The organism is Acidovorax sp. ACV01 (assembly GCF_014851495.1).
GTDB lineage: Bacteria > Pseudomonadota > Gammaproteobacteria > Burkholderiales > Burkholderiaceae_C > Acidovorax > Acidovorax radicis.
Genome location: NZ_JACUZT010000003.1, coordinates 658,490 through 682,452 on the forward strand (window position 1 = coordinate 658,490; position 23,963 = coordinate 682,452).

Genomic DNA, 23,963 nt, shown 5'->3' on the forward strand with positions numbered 1-23,963 from the left:
CAGGCCGTGCCGATGGCCCAGGCGGCAGAGCCAGCCACCGCCATGCCCCTGTCGGGCGTGCGCCTCTCGGGCCAGGGGGTGCTCCGGTTCCTGGGTTTCGAGATCTACCGCGCCCGGCTGTGGGTGCCGCCCGGCTTTGATGTCGACAACTACGGCGCACTACCTTTGGCGCTGGAGCTGACCTACCACCGCGACTTCACGGCGGAGGCCATCGCCAGGCGCTCCCTGGAGGAGATGCGCCGCATCGGCAGCTTCACGCCCCAACAGGCCACGCGTTGGCAGCAGGCGTTGCAGGCCGCGTTGCCCGACGTGAAATCGGGCGACCGCCTGCTGGGCATTCACCAGCCCGGCGTGGGTGCGGTGTTCAAGATGGCCGGGCGTGTGGTGGGGGAGGTGCCTGACGCCGAGTTCTCACGCCTCTTCTTTGGCATCTGGCTCTCGCCCCAAACCTCCGAACCCGGTCTGCGCCAAGAGCTGCTGGCCGCCATCCGCACTGCGGGCCAACCATGAGCAATGGGCAGCCCATCCGCGCCAGCGCAGGCCTGGCCTATGGGCTGCTGGGTCTGCCCCTGGCGTTTGTGGCGCTGCCGCTGTATGTGCTGCTGCCCAACCACTATGCGCGCGAATTTGGCATGCCACTGGCCACGCTGGGTGCGGTGCTGCTGGCGGCGCGGTTGTTCGATGCGTTCATCGACCCGCTGTTGGGTCGCCTGGCCGACCACCTGTTTGGCCGCTCGGTGCGCGCCGTGCTGGCGGTGGGCGCGGTGTCGGCGGTGGTGCTGGCACTGGGGCTGACCAGCCTGTTCTTTCCGTGGGTGCGCGGGGCCGATGCGCTGATCGCCTGGGCGCTGGTGGCGCTGCTCATCACCTACACCGCCTACAGCCAGCTGAGCATTGCGCACCAATCCTGGGGCGCGCGCCTGGGCGGCGATGAACTGCAGCGTGGCCGCATCGTGGCGTGGCGCGAAGGGGCGGCGCTGGTGGGCGTGGTGCTGGCCTCGGTGCTGCCCGCGCTGCTAGGGCTGCCGGTCATGCTCGGTGTGTTTGCCATTGCCTTGCTGCTGGGCTGGTGCGCCTGGGCGCGGTCACCCCGTCCTTCAGCCCATGCGGGCACCGTAGCGGGGGTGTACCGCCCACCGCAGCGCGCCAGCCTGTGGCGACCCTGGGGGCGTCCCGCCTTCCGTCGCCTGCTGGCGGTGTTCATGCTCAACGGCATTGCCAGTGCCATCCCGGCCACGCTGGTGCTGTTTTTCATCCAGGACCGCCTGAAGGCTCCGCCCGCGCAGGAGCCGATGTTCCTGGCGGCGTATTTCGTCTGCGCTGCGCTCTCGATCCCGCTGTGGCTGCGGGCCGTGGCGCGATGGGGCCTGGTGCGCACCTGGCTGGCAGGCATGCTGCTGGCGATCGCCGTGTTTGTGTGGACTGCGTTTCTGGGCGCGGGTGATGTGATGCCGTTCATGGTGGTCTGCGCGCTTTCGGGCGTGGCACTGGGCACCGACCTGGCATTGCCCTGCGCCCTGCTGGCCGGCGTGATTGCGGCCGAGGGCGACAGCGGGCAGCACGAAGGCGCGTACTTTGGCTGGTGGAACTTTGCCACCAAGCTCAACCTGGCGCTGGCCGCAGGCCTGGCGCTGCCCCTGCTGGGCTGGCTGGGCTACACCCCCGGCACGCGCAGCGAAGACGGATTGCAGACCCTGGGCCTGGCCTATGCGGTGTTGCCCTGCATGCTCAAGCTGATGGCGGCGGCAGCGCTCTATCTTCTCCTCCTGCGGCGCCCTCGCAGCGCGGAGATTGTTTGAATTCGACCGACCAAGGTGCACCCCCATGATGCAACGACGCCTTCTCCTTTCCGCCGCACTGACTGCACCCTTGGTGCTGTCCGGCTGCGCCAATCAGAGCATTGACGGTTACGCCAGCGAAAAACCGGTGCTGGACCTGGCCCAGTATTTCAACGGCAAGATCGACGCCCACGGCATCTTTCAGGACCGCAGCGGCCAGATCGTCAAGCGCTTCACCGTGGTCATGGACTGCTCATGGAAAGGCAATGAGGGCGTGCTCGACGAAGCCTTCACCTATTCGGACGGTACCGCCCAGCGCCGCATCTGGCGCCTGACGAAACACGCTGATGGTCGCTACACGGGCACTGCGGGCGACGTGATCGGCATGGCCAATGGACAGACACGCGGCAATGCCTTCCGCTGGAACTACACGCTGGCGCTGCCGGTGGATGGCAAGGTTTACCACGTCGATCTGGACGACTGGATGTACCTCATCGATGACCGCGTGATGCTCAACCGCGCCACCATGAGCAAGTTCGGCGTGCGCCTGGGCGAGATCACGCTGTCCTTCACCAAACGCGCACCATGAGCCTCAATCCTCCCCTGCGTGACTGGCATGGCCGCCGGGCCTGGCTCATTGGGGCCAGCAGCGGTATTGGCCGGGCCACAGCGGCGGCGCTGCATGCGCGCGGTGCGCAGGTCATCGTCTCGGCGCGCAGTGGCGATGCGCTGGATGCGTTTGTGGCCCAGCACCCAGGCAGCGTGGCCTTGGCCGTCGATACGGCAGAGCCCGAACAGGTGCAGGCTGCCGCCGCACAGGTGCTGGCGGGCGGTGCACCCGACATGGTGTGCTACTGCGCAGGTTACTACCGCGACATGCGCGCCACCGATTTCGACTTGGCAGAAATGCTGCTCCACGAGCAGATCAATTACAACGGCGTGCTTCAGGTGCTGGCCGGCGTATTGCCCGCGATGCTGGCGGCGGCGCAGTCCGGGCGTCCCGGGCATGTGAGCTTGATCAGCAGCGTGGCGGGTTTTCGGGGCCTGCCCAAGAGCCTGGCCTACGGACCCACCAAGGCCGCGCTCATCAACCTGGCCGAGGCGCTGTACCTGGATCTGCACGACCTGGGCATGGGCGTGAGCGTGATCAACCCCGGCTTTGTGGCCACGCCGCTCACGGCGGGCAACGATTTCACGATGCCCGCGCTGATCTCGCCCGAGGCGGCGGCTGCGGCCATCGTGCGGGGCTGGGAGCGGGGGCATTTCGACATCCACTTCCCCAAGCGCTTCACGCGCGTGATGAAACTGCTGCGCGTGTTGCCGTATCGGTGGTACTTTCCGGCGGTTCGCCGCTTCACAGGCCTCTGATCCTTCATGCACCCACCCCGCGCGCCCCTTACTGCCGAAGACGCCGTCACCCGCGTGGTGGCGTTTTTCGAGCACCTGTCACCGGCCGATGTAGCGACCATCGGCGAGTTCTATGCGCCACAGGCGCGCTTCAAGGATCCGTTCAACGAGATGCAGGGCGTGCCCGCCATCCAGGCCATCTTTGCCCACATGTTCGAGGCACTGGAGCAGCCGCGTTTTGTGGTCACCGGCCGCGTGGTGCAGGGCACGCAGTGTTTCCTGACCTGGGATTTTCTGTTCGCCTTCAAGGGCTTTGACAAGGGCGTGACGCAGACCGTGCGCGGCGCGTCGCACCTGGTGCTGGACGAACAAGGCCTGGTGACGCTACACCGCGACTACTGGGACGCCGCCGAAGAACTGTACGAAAAGCTGCCGGTGGTGGGCGCGCTGATGCGCTGGCTCAAGAAACGCGCCAACAGCTGATTACTGGCCGTTGACGCATTGATCACGCCAGTGTTTTGATGCGTGGGTGCCCGGGCAGCGGCACTGCGCGCTGCAGCACGCCCTCGGCCAGCCACAGCGCACTGTTCCATGCGCGTTGTGCCACATAAGGCAGCGGCAGCTGCTGGTAGTCGTCGTTGAAGACCTCAAAGCTGTAGTCGCCCTGGTAGCCCATGCCATCGAGCGTGCGCACCAGCTCAGCCAGGGCCTGGCTGTGCACGCCTTCGCCAGGGAACACGCGAAAGTGCCGCGCCGTGTCGATGCGCTCCTGCACGGTGCGGGTCTCCTGCCACATGAAGTCCGAAAGCTGCACCAGATAGATCTGCTCGGGGTCCACATCCGTGAGCGCCGAGAGCGGGGTGCTGGTGGCGAACTGGTGGTAAGAGTCGATGGCCAGGCCGAGGTTGGGGCAATCGGCCTGCTCGACCGCCGCCCACGCCTGGTGCACCTCGTTGATGTGCCGTCCCCACGAGAGCCCTTCAAACGCCACGCGGATGCCGTGCGGCAGCGCCAGCAGGGCCAGCTTGCGCAGGTCGCGCGCGATGGCATCGGCATCGGCGGTGGCGTGCGATGACGTGGAGCTGCAGGCCAGCAGCACGGGCGCCCCCAGGTCGCGCGCCATCAGGATCATCTGCTTGGCAATGTCCACCTTGTAGCTGTGCAGGTGGCCCGACAGGCCTTCAAAGTCGCGCAGCACCTGAAAGCCCGTCACGCGCAGGCCGCTGCTGCGCACGGCGTGCACGGCCGCCTCGATGCCTTGCGGATGGCCCACGATGTCGCGGGCGGCCAGCATGATCTGGCCAAATCCTGCGGCCTGGACGGCGGCGAGCTTGGCCTCCAGTGGGCCGGCCAGGCTGATGGTGTCCATGCCGAAATCGGCGACGTTGCGTTGCATGGTGGATGTGCGCATGGCGGGCTCCGTGGGCGGGGGGTCAGCGGGCGTCCAGCACCAGCTCGAAGCTGGGCGAGCCAGCGTCGGAGCGCGTGAGGGCGCCGCGCGTGCCGGTGTGCACGCCCGTGGGCGATTCGACAAACTCCACGCCCCGCGCGCGCAGTGCGTTCACGGCGGCCAGCACATCGGGCGTGCCAAAGGCCACGCGCTGCAGCAGTTCCTCGGGGTCGGCATCGAGTGCGTCGACCAGCGGCTCAATCAGCTGCCAGTGCAGCGTGCCGCAGGGGCTGGCCAGTATGCGGCCATGCGTGAGCACGCCAAACGATTGCTCGGGGGACAGCTCGGCAAACCCAAACAGTTCGCCATAAAAATGGGTCCAGTCCTGCGCGCGGCCCAGCCCGATGTATTGCACCACGCCAAACAGGTGCAGGCCTTGCAGCGCGGGTGGGCGCGGGTTGACGGTGGGGATGGGCACAAAGTCCACGTCGTAGATCGAGAACTCCTGGTACCGGTCCACAAAGTAGATGCGGCTGGACCCTACGCCGTGGATGGCGGGGATGTTGAGTTCCATCACCTCGACCTCGGTGTGCACGGCCCAGGCGCCCAGCTCCAGCACGCGGCGGTACGCGGCGGCCGCGTTGTTCACGCGGAAGGCGATAGCGGCCAGCACCGGCGTGTCCGTGAGTGCGGGGGGGGCATGCACGCCGGTGCGTTCGTTGTCCTGGTGGGCGTTGACGATGATGTTCATGTCGCCCTGGCGGTACAGCAGCACCTCGCGCGAGCGGTGCCGCGCCACCGGCTGAAAGCCCATGCGCTCCAGCGCCTGGCCCAGTGCCTGGGGGCGGCTGGTGGCGTATTCAATGAACTCCACCCCTTGCAGGCCCAGGGGGTTGGGCAGTTCGCCCAGCGCTTCGCGGGCGGCCATCATCGGGGTGCTCATGGATTCGACTCCTTGTGATTTGCTGCAGGGGGCGGGTGGGTTCAGCGGGTGCTGACCAGGCGGCGGAAATGCGCGTCCATGCGGGCTGCGTCGGGGGCTTCGCTGGTGAACAGCTCGAACGCGCCGACCGCCTGGCCCACGGCCATGCCGCCGCCATCCGACACCTTGCAGCCCAATGCCCGTGCGGTCTGGACCAGCGCAGTTTCGAGCGGAAAATACACCACCTCGGACACCCACATCGCTTGCCGCAGCAGCGCCGCGTCGAGGGGGAGCCCGGGCAGTTTGTCCATGCCCGTGGGTGTAGCGTGGATCAGCCCGGTGGCGTGGGCCATGGCCGATCGGATCTCGCCAGCCTCGGCGCGCGCGCCATAGAGGGCATTCACGTCGGCGGCCAGTTGTGCGGCGCGTTCGGGTTGGGCATCGACGATGGTCAGGTGCTGTGCCCCCAGCCGCAGCACGGCATGCGCAATGGCGGCGCCCGCACCGCCCGCGCCCAGCAGCACCACGCGGCTGAGGTCGGCGCCAGGCAGTGCACGGGTAAAGCCCCAGGCCCAGCCCGATCCGTCCGTGTTGTGCCCCACCAGCTGGCCATCGCGGATGACGACCGTGTTCACGGCGCCCATGGCGCGCGCCTCTTCCGACAGGCTGTCAAGGTAGGGGATCACGGCCTGCTTGCAGGGGTAGGTCACGTTGCAGCCCGCGTAGCCCATGATGCGCGCTGCCGACAGCAGCGTGGGCAGGTGCTCCGCTGAGGAAGCCGAGCGGTCCAGGTCAATCAGCTGGTAGTGCAGGCGCATGCCGTGGTGGCGCGCCTCTTCTTCGTGCAGGGCCGGCGACAGCGACTTCTGGATGCCGGCACCGATCAGCCCGATGAGCACCTTGCGGGGGCTTGTGGAAGACATGGTGGATGCGGTGGATAACACCGGGGGATCAAGGAGCGAGGTGCTCATGGGAGGAATGCGGGTGGGCGCGCTGCCGGGGTGTGGGTCACAGCGCAGCAGCGCGAGGGTTGCTGCGTTCGGGTTATTTGCCGCTGCGCAGCTTGGCCAGCGTGGCGTAGACCTCTTGCACGGTCTCGGCGCCCACCTTGTCGCTGTGCTTTTCGACCACGGGCTTGACCTTGGCGCGCAGCTTGTCCACTTCGGCCGGCGCGAACTCGTTGATCTGCATCCCGGCCTTCTTGAGGTCGTCCATGGCCACGTTGGCTTGCACACGCGATACGGCGCGCTGGAAGGTGGTGGCCTCGGCCATCGCATCGTTCACGGCCTTCTGGTCGGCGGGGTTCAGGCTGTCCCAGAACTTCTTGCTCACGATCACGGCCTGCGGGTTGTACATGTGGCGTGTGACCGTCAGGTACTTTTGCACTTCGGCGAACTTGGACGAGAGGATGGTCGAAAACGGGTTTTCCTGGCCGTCCACAGCCTTTTGCTCCAGCGCCGTGTACAGCTCGGGGAAAGGCATGGGCACCGCGTTGGCGCCCAGTGCGTTGAACATGTCGATGTAGATGGGCGACTGGATCACGCGGATCTTCAGGCCCGCGATGTCTTCGGCCTTGGTAATGGGCCGCTTGCTGTTGGTGAGATTGCGAAAGCCCAGTTCCCAATAGCCCAGGCCCACCAGGTTCTTTGCCTGCAGCTTGTCGAGAAGCTTTTTGCCGAAGGGGCCGTCGGTCACGGCATCGGCCTCCTGCGGCGAGGCGAACAGGAACGGGAAGTCGTAGATGCCGAATTCCTTGGCCTGGGCGGACAGGATGCCGGCGTTGAGCACCGTCATTTCCACCGTGCCGCCTTGCAGGGCAGACACGGTCTGCAGGTCACCCCCCAGCGTGCCACCCGGGAAGAGCTTGACCGCGATGCGGCCATTGGTCTTGGCGGCCACGAGGTCGGCGAACTTCTGCGCGCCCTGGGCCTGCGGGTGGTCCTTCTGGTTCTGGAAGGCGAACTTGATGGTCCGCTCCTGGGCATGCGCCGTGGGTATCAGCGACGCTGCGATCAGGGTGGTGGCGAGCAGGGTTTTGAGCAGTTTCATGGAAATGTCTCCTTGGGTTTTAGGCGGGGCAGAAAAGCGGGAAGCGAGGGCGGGTGCACGGGGCCGTGTCAGCCGCCCAGCCAGCGCAGGGGCACGGTGACGAGCGAGGGGAACACGACCAGCAGGAACATCACCACGAACTGCGCCAGCATGAAGGGCATCACGCCGCGTGTGACCTGCCCCATCGAGATCCGCCCCACGCCTGCCACGACATTCAGTACGGTGCCCACGGGCGGCGTGATGAGGCCGATGGAGTTGTTGATGATGAACAGCACGCCGAAGTACACCGGGTCGATGCCGGCGGCCTTGACCACCGGCATCAGCACGGGCGTCATGATGAGAATGGTGGGCGTCATGTCCATGGCCGTGCCGACCACCATGACCAGCAGCATGATGGCGACCAGTAGCAGCGTGGGGTTGCCCATGAAGGGCTCCAGCATGCCGATGACCTTGGACGGCAGATCGGCCACGGTGATGAGCCAGGCCGACACCATGGCGGCAGCCACCAGGAACATGATCACAGCGCTGGTGCGCGCGGCCGCCTGGAAGATACCGACCAGCTGGCGCCAGGAGAGTTCGCGGTACACCGCCATGGAGACGATCAGCGCGTACATCGCGGCCACCACGGCAGCCTCGGTGGGTGTGAAGACACCCATGCGAAGTCCCACGAGGATGATGATAGGCAGTCCCAGCGCCCAGGCGGCTTCGCGCAGGGCCAGCTTCAGCTCGGCGCGGGTGGCGCGTGGTGGGGGGGTGACGTTCTCTCGGCGGCCGAGCCACCACCAGGTGACTGCCAGCGAGACTGCCAGCAGCAGCCCCGGGAAGATCCCTGCGAGGAACAGCTTGCTGATGGACACATTGGCCGCCACGCCAAAGATCACGAAGCCGATGGAGGGCGGGATGATGGGGCCGATGACGCCTGCCGAGGCGATGAGGCCCGCCGAGCGCTCCTTGCTATGGCCCGCGACGATCATCATGGGCAGCAGCAGTGAGGTCAGCGCGGCCGCGTCCGCCACCGCAGAGCCCGACACCGCCGACAGGATCACCGCCGCCATGATGACCACATAGCCCAGGCCCCCGGGAATGTGACCCACCAGCGCCAGGGCGAGCTTCACGATGCGGCGGGACAGGCCGCCCACGTTCATGATCTCGCCCGCGAGCATGAAGAACGGCACCGCCAGCAACGGAAAGCTGTCGGCACCGTTGATCACGTTCTGGGCCAGGATCTGGGCATCGAACAAATCAAGGTGCCACATCAGCGCAACGCCGCTGAGCAGCAGCGCGTAGGCGATGGGAATGCCGATGGCCATGGCCAGCAGCAGAGAGCCGAGGAAGATCGCGACGGTCATGGGAGTGGTTCCGGGCTGGTTGTCGTCAGGGCTTGTTCGCGCCCGGGGTGTCGGATGCCGCTTGCGCGTCCCGCTGGATCTGCTCCAGCGCGGCAGCTTCTTCGCTCTCCTGCACCATGATCAGTTCGTGGTCGGCCAGCGGGATGAATAGCGTGCGCAGCAGGTCGCGCAGCAGGATGGCGATGGCGGAGGCGCCCATCAGCACGCCGCTGGCATAGAAGATGCCGACCGAAGCGCCAGTCACGGGGGCTTCGGTCTCCCAGTTGATGACCGTCTGCGACCAGCTGCCCGAGAGCAGCAGCCAGGACACGTAGAGCATGGCGACCTGTGCCACCACGAGGCAAATCTTCTTGCCCAACGTGGGCAGGCGGGAGACCAGGGCATCCACCCCCAGATGGCCATGTTCGCGCAGGGCCACCACGGCGCCCATGAAGGTCAGCCATACGAACAGCCAGCGCGACAGTTCCTCGGAGATGGTGATGCCGGAGTTGAACGTGTAGCGCAGCACCACATTGCCAAAAACGAGCACCACCATGATCGCCAGGCACAGGCCTGCCAGTGCATCCAGCACGCGGGTGTATCCCCGCAGTACGCGGTCGGCCAGTGCGAACATGGTGTCTCCAGTCGTTGTGGTTGAAAGCCTCGAATAATTTTGTACGAACTGGTTAGTATTTGATCTAGGTGCAAACCCTGCTCTTCGTTTGGGGGTAGCGGCAGGAGGCGCGGGCGGTCGCAGTGCTGCCTTGGATGCGGAGCAGCGGCGGGTTTTGCGGCCATCTGGCGGCACGCGCCAGGGCCGTTGGGTCAGGGCCGCAGGAAGCGCACGATCATTTCTATGATCGATTCACGGCGTTGCGCCGTGGCGGCAGGCGTGTCGAGTGAACGCTTGAAGATGGCACCAAAGGTGTGGCGGTTGGCCACATTGAAGAAGCACAGCGCCGAGATCGACATGTGCAGGTCCACCGGGTCCACGTCGGGGCGGAAGACGCCGGCAGCCACGCCGCGCTGGTACACGTTGTGCACCGCGTGAATGACAGGAATGTTCAGCTCCTGGATGGTCGTGGAGCGGCTGATGAACTCGCCCCGGTGCATGTTTTCATTCATGACCAGGCGAATGAAATCGGGGTTGGCGAGCTGGTAGTCCACGGTGAAGCCCACCAGCGTGCGCAGCGCCTGTTCGGGGGCCAGGTCTTCGAGGTGCAGCTCCGACTCGATGCGTCGAATGCGCCGGTAGGCCTCCTCCAGCACCGCCACGTACAGACCTTCCTTGCTACCGAAATAGTAGTAGATCATGCGTTTGCTGGTGCTGGTCAGGGCCGCGATTTCGTCGATGCGTGCGCCCGCCAGGCCCTTGTCGGCAAACTCCGCCGTGGCCACCTGCAGGATGTTAGCCATGGTGCGGTCGGGATCGTTCACGCGGACCCGGTCTGCCCCGGGCGTGGTGGCCGCCTCGCGCGCAGCGCGCTGCCGGGTGGCCCGTGCTTCGCCAGCCTTCGAGGGTTTTTGAACCATTTCGTTCATAAGCTCCGTAGCATACGGCACACGAGAACCCGCCCCGGCAATGAAAGGGGCTGTAGGTGCCGCCCTGGCACCGCTGCTGGGTTCAGGACGGCTTGGTGTCCGCGAAGCTCGGGCGCAGCATCAGCTTGTCGAGCAGCTTGCCCAGGTTGGGGTATTCGCTGCGCCAGGCGATGTCCGGAAAGCGGAATTCCAGCCAGCCCAAAGCGCAGCCCACGGCGATGTCGGACAGGCTCAGGTGGATGCCGCTGCAAAACGGCTTGTCACCCAGGCCTTGGCTCATCGACTTGAGGCCGTCATTCACCTTGAGCAACTGGCGGTCGATCCAGGCCTGGCTGCGTTCGCTGTCCTTACGGTGCGCCCAGGTGGCTTCCAGCCGCGCGAGGATGGCGGCGTCCATCACGCCATCGGCCAGGGCCTCCCAGGTCTTGACCTCGGCGCGCTCGCGGCCTTGGGACGGGATCAGCTTGCCAACAGGGGAGAGGGTGTCCAGGTACTCCACGATCACGCGGGAGTCGAAGACGGCTTCGCCGCCTTCCATCACCAGGCAGGGCACTTTGCCCAATGGGTTGGAGGTGGCAATGTGGGTATCGTCTGCCCAGACGTTTTCTTGCACGAACTGGTAGTCGAGCTTTTTCTCGGCCATCACGATACGTACCTTGCGGACGTAGGGGCTGGCGGTGGCTCCGATCAATTTCATGGTGTGTCTTCCAGTGCGCGGGATAGGCTGAGCGATTCGAGTTTGATTCTATCGGCAGCTGCCCGCACGAAGCTGACGGATGCGCGGCGCCTACAATTGCGCGCCATGAGCCTGTCCACCATTACCGCCCTGTCGCCGCTTGACGGCCGTTACGCCAGCAAACTTGCCGCCCTGCGCCCGATCATGAGCGAACATGGCTACATGCACCGCCGTGTCCAGGTGGAAGTGGCCTGGTTCATCGCGCTGTCCGACGCTGGTTTTGCCGAATTCAAGCCCCTGACCACCGGTGCGCGCGCCTACCTGCTGGGCCTCATCAAGAACTTCTCCGAGGCTGACGCCGCCGCCATCAAAGAGATCGAAAAAACAACAAACCACGACGTGAAGGCCGTGGAGTACTGGATCAAGAGCAAGTTCGAAGCGCGCCCCGAGCTGGAAAAAGCCTCCGAATTTGTGCACTTTGCCTGCACCAGCGAAGACATCAACAACACCAGCCACGCGCTGCAGCTGCGCTCGGGCCGCGACCAGGTCGTGCTGCCGGGCCTGGACCGCATCGTGCTCAAGCTGCGCGAAATGGCGCACGCCTATGCCGATGTGCCCATGTTGAGCCGCACCCACGGCCAGACCGCCAGTCCGACCACCGTGGGCAAGGAAATGGCCAACGTGGTGATGCGCCTGCAGACGGCCTGCGAGAAGATCGCCGCCGTCAAGATCATGGGCAAGATGAACGGCGCCGTGGGCAACTACAACGCCCACCTGTCCGCCTGGCCCGATTTCGACTGGGAAGCCTTCAGCAAGAAGGTCATCGAAACCCCCGAGCCGCTGGGCCTGGGCCTGACCTTTCAGCCGTATTCCATCCAGATCGAGCCACACGACTACATGGCCGAGCTGTTCGATGCCGTGGCCCGCGCCAACACCATCCTCATCGACCTGTCGCGCGACATCTGGGGTTATGTGAGCCTGGGCTACTTCAAGCAGCGCCTGAAGGCCGGGGAGATTGGTTCCAGCACCATGCCGCACAAGGTCAACCCGATCGACTTCGAGAACGCCGAAGGCAACCTGGGGCTGGCCAACGCGCTGCTCAAGCACCTGTCTGAAAAGCTGCCGATCAGCCGCTGGCAGCGTGACCTGACCGACAGCACCGTGCTGCGCAACATGGGCGTGGCGCTGGGGTACGCGGCGCTGGCCTATGCCTCGCTGTTGACCGGCCTGAACAAGCTGGAGTTGAATGAAGAAGCGCTGGCCGAAGACCTGGACGCTTCGTGGGAAGTGCTGGCCGAGCCCATCCAGACGGTGATGCGCCGCTTTGGTGTGCAGGGTGCTTACGAAAAGCTCAAGGAAGTGACGCGCGGCAAGACCGTGACGGCCGAGGCCCTGCACGGCCTGATCCACTCGCTGGAAATCCCCCAGGCCGAAAAGGACCGACTGCTGGCGATGACGCCGGGCAGCTACGTCGGCAAGGCGGCCGAGCTGGCGCGCCGGGTCTGACCGTAGATTTTCCAGCCTTTTTGGCCTCCAGCGCTTGTCTATCAAGCGCTGGCAGCTATCTATTTAGTAGTGAGGCTGCATGGCCATCAAATCCACCATCTTCAAGGCGAACCTTGCCATCGCCGACATCGACCACGGCTACTACGCCGACCATGCGCTCACGCTTGCGCGCCACCCCAGCGAGACCGACGAGCGCATGATGGTCCGGCTGGCCGCTTTGGCCATTGCCGCGCACCAGCTCAACGACCTGTGCAATGGCGACGCCACGCTGGCGTTTGGCGCGGGCTTGTCGGACCCCGATGACCCCGATGCCTCGCTGACCGACTTCACGGGCCGCAAGCGCGTCTGGATCGAGGTGGGCCAGCCAGAAGACAAGCCCCTCACCAAGGCCTGCAGCAAGGCCGATTCCGTGATCGTCTACTGCTTCAACCACGCAGCCGAAATCTGGTGGAAGGGCATCGAGACCAAACTCTCGCGGCTGGAAAAGCTGCAGGTGTGGCGCATCCCCACCGAAGCATCCCAGGCGCTGGCGCAGCTGGCCGAGCGCAGCATGCAGCTGCAGGCCACGGTGCAGGAGGGGGCGATCACCCTGAGCAGCACGCAGGGCAGTGTGCATGTGGAGCCCGTGCGCTGGAAGTGACTGAAATACTGGTAAAAATAGCCTCTGGCGCCTGATAGGTAAGCGCTAGCAGCTATTAATTTAGTAGTTGCTGATTCAATCCCGTGGCATGAGCGTGCCACATTGCCAGCACTGCTCGAACCCGCCTTCGACCGTCTCCCCACACTGGCATGCCCAGCGGCGCTGAGGCAAATCCTGGAGCTCCTGCAGCAGAGTACGCGCACGGGCAGCGTGTTCGTCATAGTCCAGCCAGATTTCGGGCAGGCACTGGTCGGGCGGCAGGTGCCCCGCTGCAGCGCCCAGATACTGGCGCTGCACGGAGGCCGCCATGCCCGCTTCGCACAACAGGTCCGCCCACAGCGTGGCGATGGCGATGTTCGGGGCTTGGGTGAGGCGCAGCATGGGCCCACCATAGCGGTTTGAACGCCCGGCGTACAGCCCTTGCGCGCTCGCAGGTGGGTGTGTGGTACAGGAGGTGAGCGAAAGAAACCGGCTATGCCGCGTCGGCTGGCACCGGCGCCGCCTTCGAGACCCCTTCGGCCGCCCTTTCCGCATACCGATTGAACCGCCACGCGGAGTGCTCCAGGGTGATGCGCCGCCACACCGTGCGCTTCTCGACCGGGCTCATCGCGGGCCAGAACTGGACTTCGCCAAACGTGCGCCCACACCCCTTGCACAGGTCGTCACCCTGGCTGGTGGAGCAGATGGCGATACAGGGCGTGTCGGGCGTGGTGCCATACCAGCCCTGCCAAGCGGCCATGGCCTCGGGGGGCAGGCGGTCCTCGTCCACCTCGTCTTCACGCCGGTACACCATCTGCGCATAGACCTCTCCCAGCGCACGGATCTCTGGCGCCAGGGAAATTCCGTCGGGCGAAGGCGCCCGGCTGCGCCAGTGGTTGATGGCGGCTTCGATGTCGGTGATGTGGATGGCGGCCATGGGCGATTGCGTGGAGAACCTGTTCAAAATCTCTCAAACTCTTCGGGCAAGGTACTTGCGCGACCCGGGGAGGATCTTGAACCGGTTCTTCGGGGGCTGGATCATAGCCGCGCGGGCAAGGGCACCCTGGCAAAGGTGTTATGCGAAATAGCTGCGCTGCCGTCCTTTGTACCCGCCAGCGCCCTTGTGTAAGCAATAACCACAATCGCACCGCACTTGCGCGACCGTGCTGGCGATGTTCCAATCAACGCTTCGAAGGGGAGTAGCTCCCGACTTGCATTCCGGCATTGCCAGGCTCTGGCGCGCGGGGGCGCGAGGCATCGGAACCGTCGTCAATACGAAGCGAAGCATCGCTTCCGGCGGTCCGGGTTCAGCGCATACCGCAAGGGGCGCCGGGCTGAGCAAGACCTTTGATGGGCCCGCTGGGGCTGATCAAGGCTGTCCTTTCGCATTCATGCCCGCCAGGGCAGTCCTTGATCATCCGGCCGCAGGTCCTCTATCCCTTGGGCGGAGTCGGCGCTACAGTGGCGGCGAGCTCCCCCTTCGCGCGTATTGATACTGAGGAATTTATGGAATTTTTGGCTTCGCCCGAATTTTGGCTCGCACTCGGCCAGATCATCATCATTGACATCTTGCTGGGCGGCGACAACGCGGTGGTCATCGCGCTGGCCTGCCGCAAGCTGCCCCCCGCCCAGCGGACCAAGGGCATTATCTGGGGCACCGCAGGGGCCATCGTTCTGCGTGTGATCCTCATCGCCTTTGCCATGACCCTGCTGGCGCTGCCGTTCCTCAAGTTCGTGGGGGCGCTGCTGCTGGTGTGGATTGGTGTCAAGTTGCTGGCTCCCGACGAAGACGGCCATGGCGACGTGCAGGGCAGCGACAAGCTGCTGGCGGCCATCAAGACCATCATCGTGGCCGACCTAGTGATGAGCGTGGACAACGTGATCGCCATTGCAGGCGCTGCGCAGAATGCGGGCGAACATTCCTTCCTGCTGGTCGTGCTGGGCCTGCTGATCTCCATCCCGATCATCGTCTGGGGCAGCCAGCTGGTCATCAAGCTCATGGAACGCTTCCCGATGATCATCACGCTCGGCGGCATGCTGCTGGGCTGGATTGCTGGCGGCATGCTGGTGACGGACCCCGCTTTCTCCAACCCCGACAAGTGGCAGTGGATGCTCAAGCTGCCACAGACCGATGTGGTCAAGTACGGCGCCAGCGTGGCGGGCGCCCTGCTGGTTCTGCTGGCTGGCAAGTTCATTGTTGCGCGGCGTGCGGCGGCAGCGCCTGCCGAGCAGCAAGGCTAAAGGGCGGGCAATCTGAATCGACTGGGAAAAGGGGGCCTTCAGCCCCCTTTTTTCCTTGGTCTTCAACGGGAGGCAGTATGGATAGAGTCATCGTGTATGTAGACGACGCGGCTTATGCGCAGCAGGTGCTCGCCCCTTTGTTCGCGCGCGGCGCAGCTGCTGGAACACAATGGGTGCTGGTCGCCTGCGCGCCCCGGATGACCCACCGCATCAGCAAATGGGTGAGCCACAGCGCGCGTGAGAACTGGCGCGCCAAGTGGGCGGACAAGCTGTTTGCCCAGATGCTTCCCGGGCTGCGGGTGCCGACGGACAGAGTGACCACCGTGCTGGCCAAGGGGCCGCTGGCGGAACTGACGGACCAGTTGCAAGCGGCGGGAACCTCCGCAGCCCAAGTGGTAGATGCGCGGCGGCCGAAGATGGATACGGCAGAAGAGTCGACACGTCAGGACAAGCGATGGTCGCCCCCGCCCGGAACGCTGCTGGGCAGCCTGCTTACCGGTTTTGGTGCGCTGTGGGTGCTGGCTCTCGAATAGGTCACCCTCGGCTGGGGCCGGATTCTGGAGATTCAAAACCAGCCTCGCGAATTTCCTTGCTCCACCGAGCCAGTGCTATTCTCAGCCCATGAAACTCATCCTGAAATGGTTGCTTAGCGCCGCATCGCTGCTGTTTGTGGCCTATGTCTACAGCGGTGTCGAAGTACAAAGCTTTACCTCCGCGCTGATCGCTGCCTTTGTGATTGGCCTGTTCAATGTGGTGTTGCGGCCCGTGCTGGTGGTGCTGACGCTGCCGGTCACCATCGTCACCGTCGGTCTTTTCCTCTTCGTCATCAACGCGCTGATGTTCTGGGCCGCCGCCAGCGTGCTGGAGGGGTTCCACGTCAATGGCTTCGGTGCGGCGCTGCTCGGATCTCTGATCTATTCGCTGCTGGGTGTGCTGATTGAATCAGCGCTCGGCGGCCTGTTCGCGAAGAAGTGACTCCACTGCGCGCAGCCGGGTATCGATGATGGATGCCTCGATGTGGTCCACCTGGGGGCCTCCTCGCCGCGCCAGATCCTGGCCTGCCTTGAAGCGGTCTACAGCGGCCGCATAGTCGTAGCGCGCTGCGTGTGCCTCTGCTTCAGCACGCACTGCGCGTAGTGCTTGACCCTGGGCCTGCCAGGTGGACGCCAAAAGCTGCCACACCGTGGCGTCCCGAGGGTGTGTGGCGACCCAGGTCTGCAGGGCACTGGTGCCCTCAGCGGCACGTCCAGCGCGCAGCAGGGCCTGTGAGCGTAAAACCAGTTCAGGGCGGCGATGGGTGCTGCTGCTCGTATCCGTCGCCAGGATGCTCACAGCGGCAGCGGCGTCGCCTGCGGCCAGTTCAATCTCCGTTGCCAGCAACTTTGCCAACCGTTGGGCTGGGGCATCATTGCGAACCAGCTCCTCCAGTTTCTTAGCGGCGGTGCGCGCGCCCGCAGCATCCCGCAGCTGATTGCTGCCCAGCGCCGCCGCGTACAGCACCGCCGCACGCCTGGGGGCGGGTTGGGCCGCAAAGCCGGAGCTTTGCGGCTCGGCAATCCACTGGCGCAGGGTGTCCACCCCAGGATTGGCCAATACCCTGGCACGTGCTGCGACCATGGCATGTTCTAACGTCGATGGCATTGCTGCAGCGGGTAGCTCCCCGGGGGGAATGCGCGAGTGCATGTCCGCCATGCGCTCGGTGGTCAACGGATGGCTGCGCAGGTACGGCCACGAGCCGTTGTCGTTGAGCCGGTTGGCCTGCTGGAGCTTGTCGAACATGCTCACAAAGCCCTGCGGAGCGAACCCGGCGGGGGCCATCAGGCCATAACCAATGCGGTCCGCCTCGCGTTCCATGTCGCGCGAGAAATTGAGCTGATTCTGCATGGCCAGAGCCTGCCCTCCCACCACCAGCGCCTGCGTGGCACCGGGGTTCTTGCTGGCCGCCAGGGCACCCAGAATCATCGCCCCCAGCAGCAAGGGCGTTTGCTTGCTCTGCTGCGTGATCAGGCGCGAGATGTGGCGCTGCGTGACGTGGCTGAGTTCATGGGCCAGCACCGAGGCGAGTTCGTCACGGGTGGTGACAACCCCGATCAGGCCCAGATGCACCCCGAGGTAACCGCCGGGCAGCGCAAACGCATTCACCGTCCGATCGCGCCCCAGCAATATTTCCCAGGCAAAGCGCTCATCCAACTCCGGGGAGAGTTCTCCGCGTGCCTTGGCGGCTGCCATCAGCGGGCGCCAGATGCCTTGCACATAGTCTGCGATGACGGGATCATCGATATAGTCAGGATCTCTGTAGAGTTCACGGATGATGCGGTCGCCTAGGCGACGCTCGGCGCTGGTGGTGAGGTCGCTGGGGTCGCCGAGGGTGGGGAGTGAGCTCTGAGCGCGGGCCGAAGTAATACTTGCAAATTGAATTGCTATCAAAAAAAGAGCAAAAAATGACCCAAAAAACATCCGCTGGAGCGATTCCAAGGTGTTTTTTTGAGAAAATTTTGTGCGCGTCCGTGGGCTTGCACAGCATGTGCATGGTGAGTTCTGCATGCATCGTATGATGCCCGGCCTGCCCAGGGTTTCCTATTCGAATCAACTGGTTGCAAAAGCACTATGCCTTCATCACTTACGCACTTCGACGCCCAAGGCCAAGCCCACATGGTGGACGTTGGTGCAAAGCCTGCTACCCATCGGGTTGCAGTCGCTTGCGGGCGGATTGAGATGCTGCCCGAAACCCTGGCACTGATTGAGGCTGGCACCGCCAAGAAGGGGGACGTGCTGGCTATTGCTCGGATAGCGGGAATTCAGGCGGCCAAGAAGACGAGTGACTTGATTCCGTTATGCCATCCGTTGGCAATGACGCGAGTAGCTCTCGATTTTGAGTTGGCTGGCAGCCAGTATTCTGGGGCCATCGGAATATCGTGCTTAGCTACCGTGGAAGCCCATGGCCCTACTGGGGTAGAAATGGAGGCGCTTACTGCGGTACAGATTGCGTTACTCACTATCTACGATATGTGTAAGGCGGTGGACCGGGCTATGTCGATCCATGATGTACGGGTGATAGAAAAGCGTGGTGGTAAATCAGGGACTATGGTGTTTTAAAAAATAAGCGGTATCAAAGTTATGGTTGTAAGACTAAATTTATTCATCGAAACCATCCACAGGCGCATAACCGACCATGTCCATTGACGGATTGAGCAGCGCCACCCACTCCCTTGTCTTACTGCTAGTGAGTGGAAGATAAGTCAAGGCCTCCACTTTGTAGCCGGCATGGCTCGCAGCTATATTCAGCTCGGCAGATTTATTTGAGCGTCGTGCAATAAGTTCAGCCAGCGGTTTAGCCTTGGTCCGCATCTGGTGGTGTTGATTTTCGATTGGTTCCCACCGAGCGGGGCGCATCGCAGGCGAAAGGCCTGCGAGTGAAAGATCAATGCTACGAAGAAATTCCGCATTGTCCTTGGGCTTGCGGCTTGTTACTTTTAAGACTCCACTGAAGGGTAGTACACGTAGCCCCTCTGGTGCTTGCATCAAATCTGAATGCTCAATTTCGTTGGCAGAAATGACAATCAGTCGATCATTTTCGAAAGCCAACACTGCAGGGCGTCCAATCCAAACTGCATGTATGCCGTATATCAATGCAATTGCTTGGATTATCCCAATTAAAGAAAGATCAAGTACCATTTCCCTTTTTGACTTGCTGGGGCTTGCCAACACCAAGGTCATCAATGGGCCGCATACAATATCAACGATTAATACTAAGATAAATATATTACCTACCCCTAGCATTTGGCGATAAGGCATGGGATACCACCATTGAAATACCAGCACAGCAGAAATCAACCCTACTGCCAGGCTGACAAAAGCGTGGCGCAGCGCCCAACGGACAGCGAAATACCAGCGATTCTGAAGCTTCATATAAAAGTACAAACCAATAAAAAAAGGCGCTTTCGCGCCTTTCAAGTATCAGGGTTTAAAGCCCGTGAATTTCAAGAATTAACGGCATTCTGCAGGGGCATACTTTGCCGTCAAGGTGCCCAATGGTCGGTTAACTAAACCGCGAGCCGTCGCTGCTTGGTTGGTCAAACTAGAACAAGCCCAGTCAATGGCACCTTGCGAGGTGGCCACTGGAATGTTGTTCTGAACATTGGGTGCCAACACAATGGTCATCCCGTTCAGACCCGCGGGGATACCGTTATTAGCATTGGCTGCAATAGCCACCGAAATAATCCAGTTAGCAATCGCACCTGTTGCTGGGCAGAGGGCCGCAGTGGGCGTTGTTACGGCAGCACCAACGCAATAGTTAAGAACATATTTAGAGGACTTTTGATTAGTGAGGGTTGCGTTAATGGCTGTTGCTGCAGACGACAAACCGGTGATGCCATCGGACTGGAATGCTTCGCTCAATACACTCTTAGCACTGGACCCAGCAATAATCCCTTCCGACACCTTCGCTCGCACAGTGTAGTCTTGGTAAGCAGGCAAGGCCACAGCTGCCAAAATACCAATAATAGCTACCACGATCATCAATTCGATCAGGGTAAAACCTTTTTGCAGGGAACGCTTCATAAAAATTCTCCTTGGGGCAGTTTGCATGTGAACACCTGTCGAACAGCTCTCCAGGTTGATGATCTAAAAGCACTTTACGTGCCACCTTCTTTAGAAGTCCTGCCATCTCTCTGGCGTAAGCTCTGGATAACGAACCCTGAGGCTGCAGAAGTCACTTTTTGTGACATTTTTGTTCTGCCATCATTGTCACGATGGATGATTTGTTACAGTTCAAAAACTTGTCCAGCTTCCAACCATCGTATGTCGTGTGCCCTGCACACATCAAGCGACGGCTCTGCATCAAACTGTCGAATTTCATCCATGATGAGCGCTGTCTCTGATGGCTTGGTATGCGTGATGTAGATAGGAAAGGATCGGTCCGCGCGGAGCTGCTTGAGCTCCCGGGCGAGACTATTGGGAGATAGGTGCAGGCTCTTTGCTGCTAGTCCGCTTTCGCGGTTGCTAAATGCGGTTTCGACAACCAACTGAGACACCGGCATCGCGTTGACCCATGCCCAAAAGGCAGGGTTTTTTGCTGTATCGCCGCTGAATGCCCACCATCCAGCGTCTCCGCGGATCCCATATCCCACTGCTGGCACCGTATGTACTGCGGGTAAAACTTCCAAGAGGCGAGTCCCGATGGTTATCTGCTGGCTCACCGAAACATGGGTGTATTGAAGAAGCGGCTGCTCGGCAGTCGGGATCGCGCTGAAATCTGGCCAGATCGTTCCATTGAACACATGAGTTTGCAGTGCCGCAATCGTCGGCTGTAAGGCATAGATTTTCAAGGGGGCATTGCGCAACGATGAAACGGCATCCAGCATCAGCGGCAACGCGGCAATATGGTCCAGGTGCGAATGTGTAAGAAACACATGGTCGATTTTGCGCATTTCGTCCAGTGTCAGGTCGCCGACCCCCGTGCCCGCATCGACCAAAATGTTGTCATCGATGAGGAAGGACGTGGTTCGGCAATCTTTGGCGATGGCTCCGGAGCAACCCAGCACGCGAACCTTCATGGGCCAACCTATCTATTTGGTGTCGAAATTGGTGGCGCCGTCCCATTCGGGGTCGGAGGCCTGCCCCTGCAGGGCTTGCACGCGGGTGGCATACAGATCGTAGAGGGCAGAGGGGGCGGCGGTTTGCTTCAAGTTCATCAGCAGTTTGCCGCATTGTGCCCAGTCCTGGGCACGATAGGCTCCCAAGAAGTGTTGCCAGATGGATATTTCTTCGGCTTTTTGCGGCGCGATGACGTTCAGTTCTGCCAGCGGCGAATAGATGGCCACCGCCTGTGCCTTGCCTTTGACGCGCACACGGTCCAGCTCCTGCCAAGTGAACTGCGGCGCCTGAGCCTGGGTGGTTTCACTCACCACGGTGCGCACGCCGTAGTGCTTAGACAAGCCTTCCAGGCGCGAGCCGAGGTTCACGGCATCACCAATCACGGTGTAACTGCGCCGAATGTCCGAGCCCATGTCGCCCACACACATGATGCCGGTGTTGAGTCCTATGCCGATACCAATCTCCGGCAGCTTGCGCTCCTGGTGTGAGCGGTTGATTTGCTCTACCGCCCGTTCCATGTCAAGCGCAGCCTGCACGGCGAGTTGCGCGTGTTCTTCTGTCGGAACTGGCGCGCCCCAGAACGCCATCACGCAGTCCCCCATGTACTTGTCGATGGTGCCCCGGTGGCCTCGGATGATGTGGGTCAACTGGCTGAACACATCGTTGAGAAGGGCTTGCAATTGCAAGGGCTCCATCTGCTCTGACATGGCAGTGAAGCCCCGCATGTCGCAGAACATCACGGTCAGTTCGCGGTTCGCAGCCTGCATGCTGTAGTTTTCAGGTTGCTTGACCATCTCGTCCACGAGCTCTGGGGGCACGTAGGTACCGAACAGCGCGGCCAACTCCCGCTTGGATCGACTTTCTACAAAGTAGCCATAGACCATGTTGAGCGCGAATGCGAGCACTGCCATCACGATCACCGTGGCCAGGGGCATCGCCAAGCCCTGAGTGAGGTAGAGCCACAGGTTCATCCCTGCAAGCGCTGTAACAACTCCCAGACTGAGCAGTACCGCCGAAGTGGCGGAAAGCGCGGGCAGGGCCAGGGCCAGCAGGACACCCGCGCAGAGCAGCTGGGCGGCGTCAAAGCCCACGGCATAGTCTGGTCGCACGATGCTTTTCCCATCGAGAAAGGCGGACAGCATATTGGCATGGGTTTCCACGCCGGGGTAGGTCCGGCCGACAGGAGTCACGCGCAGGTCGAGCAGACCGGGGGTGGTCGAGCCCACCAGCACCAATAGGCCCTGAAGACTGTGGGGTGGTAGCTTGCCGTCCAGAACATCCGACGCGGAAATGTAGCGAAATGAGCCGCCATTGACATCGCCAGCGCCGCGGAAAGGGATCAGTGTCGCTAGCTTGTTGTCCACAGGCAGGGCAAGCTCACGGCCGTCCTGGCGCAGCACGATGCTGTGCAATGTGTCGTGGGTGCCTAGAGGTGTGGTGCTGACAAAGCTGGGGTAAATCTCGGGCAAATCGAGCAAGGTGCGAAACATCGCCAGAGCCAAGGATTCATAGTAAATCCCTTGGTACTCCGCGAGCAAGGGAAGGGATCTGACGACACCATCGTCATCGGTCACTGAGTTGAAGAAGCCCGCAGCGGGCACGGACTGTGCCAGTTCCGCAATATTGCTGCCGTATCCTCCCCAGGAGGTTGCTCGCAATGGCAGGCCACGGAGTCTTTCAGTGGGCAACGCGGGCGCGGGCAAAACACCTTTCGTTCTTCCGTCCCGGTCACTGGTGAAGTAGTAGCCCAGAACTGCTGGTCGGCCTTGGAGAGCGCGGGCAAAGCGCGCGTCATAGTCGAGTGTGGGAGTCAGGCGTGCTAGCTGTTCCTTGAATCCCGGTTGGGCCCGTAAAGCCCCCTGTGCCAAGCGCTCCAGGCTTGCGAGGCCGGAGCTTCCATCCGTTTCCGCGAAAAGGACGTCAAATCCCACCACGGAGGCTTGCTGACGTTCAAACAGCTCTCGCGTGAAGGCGGCGAGCTTGTCCCGTCCCCAAGGCCAGTGTCCCACCCTGTCCAGGCTCTTTTCGTCAATGTCGATGATGACAATGCGCTCGTCCAGCGTGCGCGGCATGGTCGCACGCAGCCGGGTGTCATAGATGATGTTTTCGAGCCGCTCCAGGACCTGGAGATGGAGAACGCCAGAAATGTGCAACAACGCAAACGCCAGCGGAATCAAGGTGACCGCTGTGCGCCTGGCGTGGCGCCGGAACAGATGCAAGAGTCGCTGTCGCATAGGTTCCGGCGGCAATGGAGACGGATGAATTGCCTGGTTGGGCCGCGGCCCGGTCGCGGCTGTCAGCTCTGTTCGAACTGCATTTCCGTGCCGGCCAGTTCCAGGCGGTCACCGTTTTTGAGAGGCACGGGCGATGCACCGATAGATGCGCCATTGAGCAGCGGCATATCGGGGCCCTCGACATGGGCCAGCACAAAGCCCTGGTGCCGCTTGGTGATGGAGGCAACGGCCACGCCGGGCTTGCCAATGGTCGTCACCACCTTTTGCAGCGACACTTCCCGCCCTGCAGCGGCGCCAGACACTACACGGATCACTGCAGAAATCACGGGGGCGGCAGAACCTGCACCCAACGGGCTGGGGCGGGATGCCGTGCCCAAAGGAGGCACCATGCCCGGCTTGAAGATCATGGTCTTCTCGAAGTTCTGACCCTCCGCCTCGTGAAGGAAGCGGATCTTGTACTTGCCGACTTCGACGGTATCTCCATTGCGCAGCTCCTGCCGCTTGACCGCCTTGGCGTTGACGTAGGTCCCGTTGGTGCTTCCCAGGTCCTCAATCTCCACATCCTGGCCTGCCATATGGATCACGGCATGCTCGCCGCTCACGGCGAGGTTATCGATCACGATGTCGTTGTAGGGGCGGCGGCCAAGCGTAGTGCGCTCTTTGGTCAGTTGCACTTCCTTGATGACAACCCCGTCGATTGAAACGATCATTCTGGGCATGATCCACTCCTGATGTG

At 62.5% G+C, this 23,963-nt stretch carries 27 protein-coding genes; 11 read left to right on the plus strand and 16 right to left on the minus strand.

Translation table 11 applies throughout. The features are described from left to right. Positions 1-12: 12 nt before the first annotated feature. The 5 genes from IB243_RS11645 to IB243_RS11665 are packed head-to-tail and all read left to right on the plus strand — an operon-like array spanning position 13 to position 3,608. A complete protein-coding gene (locus tag IB243_RS11645) occupies positions 13-510 on the plus strand; it encodes a chalcone isomerase family protein (protein ID WP_192427443.1) in 498 nt (165 codons plus the stop codon). Next, entirely contained in the window at positions 507-1,799 is a 1,293-nt protein-coding gene (locus IB243_RS11650; RefSeq protein ID WP_192427117.1) for an MFS transporter, read from the plus strand. The genes IB243_RS11645 and IB243_RS11650 overlap by 4 nt, the downstream gene beginning before the upstream one ends. A 25-nt stretch (positions 1,800-1,824) precedes the next feature. Further along, positions 1,825-2,367 (plus strand): DUF3833 domain-containing protein, encoded by a 543-nt coding sequence (locus tag IB243_RS11655; RefSeq protein WP_192427118.1) that lies wholly within the window; start codon positions 1,825-1,827, stop codon positions 2,365-2,367. Beyond that, positions 2,364-3,146 carry an SDR family oxidoreductase gene (locus tag IB243_RS11660; RefSeq protein ID WP_192427120.1) on the plus strand — a complete coding sequence of 261 codons (783 nt, stop codon included), beginning with the start codon at positions 2,364-2,366 and terminating at the stop codon, positions 3,144-3,146. Before IB243_RS11655 ends, IB243_RS11660 begins: the two co-directional genes overlap by 4 nt. 6 nt (positions 3,147-3,152) lie before the next feature. Continuing rightward, positions 3,153-3,608, plus strand: coding sequence for a nuclear transport factor 2 family protein (locus tag IB243_RS11665; RefSeq protein WP_192427122.1), 456 nt, complete (start codon positions 3,153-3,155; stop codon positions 3,606-3,608). Positions 3,609-3,630: 22 nt separating this feature from the next. On the opposite strand, the gene IB243_RS11670 is transcribed toward IB243_RS11665, so the two are convergent. The 8 genes from IB243_RS11670 to IB243_RS11705 all read right to left on the minus strand — a co-directional run bounded on the left by IB243_RS11670 (position 3,631) and on the right by IB243_RS11705 (position 11,053). Beyond that, positions 3,631-4,536: a sugar phosphate isomerase/epimerase gene (locus tag IB243_RS11670; RefSeq protein ID WP_192427124.1), complete on the minus strand. Its 906-nt coding sequence runs from the start codon at positions 4,534-4,536 to the stop codon at positions 3,631-3,633. A gap of 22 nt (positions 4,537-4,558) precedes the next feature. After that, a complete protein-coding gene (locus IB243_RS11675) occupies positions 4,559-5,458 on the minus strand; it encodes a VOC family protein (RefSeq protein WP_192427126.1) in 900 nt (299 codons plus the stop codon). 41 nt (positions 5,459-5,499) lie between these two features. Next, positions 5,500-6,360, minus strand: a complete 861-nt coding sequence (locus IB243_RS11680) for a shikimate dehydrogenase (protein WP_192427128.1) — start codon at positions 6,358-6,360, stop codon at positions 5,500-5,502. A gap of 121 nt (positions 6,361-6,481) precedes the next feature. After that, the gene (locus IB243_RS11685; protein ID WP_192427130.1) at positions 6,482-7,486 is read right to left on the minus strand and encodes a TRAP transporter substrate-binding protein; all 1,005 of its coding nucleotides are present in this window, start codon (positions 7,484-7,486) and stop codon (positions 6,482-6,484) included. Between the two features lie 68 nt (positions 7,487-7,554). Beyond that, entirely contained in the window at positions 7,555-8,835 is a 1,281-nt protein-coding gene (locus tag IB243_RS11690) for a TRAP transporter large permease (RefSeq protein WP_010464558.1), read from the minus strand. Positions 8,836-8,860: 25 nt separating this feature from the next. Continuing rightward, on the minus strand, positions 8,861-9,448 hold the full coding sequence (locus IB243_RS11695) for a TRAP transporter small permease (RefSeq protein WP_192427132.1): 588 nt from the start codon (positions 9,446-9,448) through the stop codon (positions 8,861-8,863). Positions 9,449-9,639: 191 nt separating this feature from the next. After that, on the minus strand, positions 9,640-10,356 hold the full coding sequence (locus tag IB243_RS11700) for a TetR/AcrR family transcriptional regulator (RefSeq protein WP_010464554.1): 717 nt from the start codon (positions 10,354-10,356) through the stop codon (positions 9,640-9,642). A gap of 82 nt (positions 10,357-10,438) precedes the next feature. Continuing rightward, positions 10,439-11,053 carry a glutathione S-transferase N-terminal domain-containing protein gene (locus IB243_RS11705; protein WP_010464552.1) on the minus strand — a complete coding sequence of 205 codons (615 nt, stop codon included), beginning with the start codon at positions 11,051-11,053 and terminating at the stop codon, positions 10,439-10,441. 105 nt (positions 11,054-11,158) lie between these two features. Between IB243_RS11705 and purB the strand changes: the two genes are divergently transcribed. Beyond that, a complete protein-coding gene (gene purB / locus IB243_RS11710) occupies positions 11,159-12,538 on the plus strand; it encodes an adenylosuccinate lyase (protein WP_192427134.1) in 1,380 nt (459 codons plus the stop codon). Between the two features lie 79 nt (positions 12,539-12,617). Then, positions 12,618-13,178 carry a YaeQ family protein gene (locus IB243_RS11715; RefSeq protein ID WP_057227510.1) on the plus strand — a complete coding sequence of 187 codons (561 nt, stop codon included), beginning with the start codon at positions 12,618-12,620 and terminating at the stop codon, positions 13,176-13,178. A 75-nt stretch (positions 13,179-13,253) separates the two neighbouring features. On the opposite strand, the gene IB243_RS11720 is transcribed toward IB243_RS11715, so the two are convergent. Continuing rightward, positions 13,254-13,559 (minus strand): putative signal transducing protein, encoded by a 306-nt coding sequence (locus IB243_RS11720; RefSeq protein WP_010464546.1) that lies wholly within the window; start codon positions 13,557-13,559, stop codon positions 13,254-13,256. A gap of 91 nt (positions 13,560-13,650) precedes the next feature. Beyond that, positions 13,651-14,094: a DUF3717 domain-containing protein gene (locus tag IB243_RS11725; RefSeq protein ID WP_192427135.1), complete on the minus strand. Its 444-nt coding sequence runs from the start codon at positions 14,092-14,094 to the stop codon at positions 13,651-13,653. 569 nt (positions 14,095-14,663) lie between these two features. On the opposite strand from IB243_RS11725, the gene IB243_RS11730 reads away from it, so the two are divergent. The 3 genes from IB243_RS11730 (at position 14,664) to IB243_RS11740 (ending at position 16,373) form a co-directional block, all read left to right on the plus strand. Next, complete coding sequence (locus IB243_RS11730; protein WP_010464541.1) at positions 14,664-15,398, plus strand: TerC family protein; 735 nt, start codon at positions 14,664-14,666, stop codon at positions 15,396-15,398. Between the two features lie 77 nt (positions 15,399-15,475). Next, positions 15,476-15,931, plus strand: coding sequence for a hypothetical protein (locus tag IB243_RS11735; protein WP_057271330.1), 456 nt, complete (start codon positions 15,476-15,478; stop codon positions 15,929-15,931). Between the two features lie 88 nt (positions 15,932-16,019). After that, positions 16,020-16,373 carry a phage holin family protein gene (locus IB243_RS11740; protein ID WP_010464537.1) on the plus strand — a complete coding sequence of 118 codons (354 nt, stop codon included), beginning with the start codon at positions 16,020-16,022 and terminating at the stop codon, positions 16,371-16,373. Here the strand turns inward: IB243_RS11740 and IB243_RS11745 are convergent. Beyond that, positions 16,341-17,855 carry a M48 family metalloprotease gene (locus IB243_RS11745; RefSeq protein ID WP_225584897.1) on the minus strand — a complete coding sequence of 505 codons (1,515 nt, stop codon included), beginning with the start codon at positions 17,853-17,855 and terminating at the stop codon, positions 16,341-16,343. The genes IB243_RS11740 and IB243_RS11745 overlap by 33 nt on opposite strands. A 150-nt stretch (positions 17,856-18,005) precedes the next feature. On the opposite strand from IB243_RS11745, the gene moaC reads away from it, so the two are divergent. Beyond that, a complete protein-coding gene (gene moaC, locus IB243_RS11750) occupies positions 18,006-18,494 on the plus strand; it encodes a cyclic pyranopterin monophosphate synthase MoaC (RefSeq protein ID WP_192427137.1) in 489 nt (162 codons plus the stop codon). A 39-nt stretch (positions 18,495-18,533) separates the two neighbouring features. On the opposite strand, the gene IB243_RS11755 is transcribed toward moaC, so the two are convergent. From IB243_RS11755 to IB243_RS11775, 5 genes are all read right to left on the minus strand, one after another. After that, a complete protein-coding gene (locus IB243_RS11755; RefSeq protein WP_192427139.1) occupies positions 18,534-19,352 on the minus strand; it encodes a fimb protein in 819 nt (272 codons plus the stop codon). 33 nt (positions 19,353-19,385) lie between these two features. Continuing rightward, positions 19,386-19,958: a pilin gene (locus tag IB243_RS11760; protein ID WP_082606907.1), complete on the minus strand. Its 573-nt coding sequence runs from the start codon at positions 19,956-19,958 to the stop codon at positions 19,386-19,388. 203 nt (positions 19,959-20,161) lie between these two features. Beyond that, positions 20,162-20,953, minus strand: coding sequence for a 3',5'-cyclic-nucleotide phosphodiesterase (locus IB243_RS11765; protein WP_057227499.1), 792 nt, complete (start codon positions 20,951-20,953; stop codon positions 20,162-20,164). Positions 20,954-20,965: 12 nt separating this feature from the next. Then, positions 20,966-23,227 (minus strand): CHASE2 domain-containing protein, encoded by a 2,262-nt coding sequence (locus IB243_RS11770; protein ID WP_192427141.1) that lies wholly within the window; start codon positions 23,225-23,227, stop codon positions 20,966-20,968. 62 nt (positions 23,228-23,289) lie between these two features. Further along, positions 23,290-23,946, minus strand: coding sequence for an FHA domain-containing protein (locus tag IB243_RS11775; RefSeq protein ID WP_010464526.1), 657 nt, complete (start codon positions 23,944-23,946; stop codon positions 23,290-23,292). Positions 23,947-23,963 lie beyond the last annotated feature (17 nt).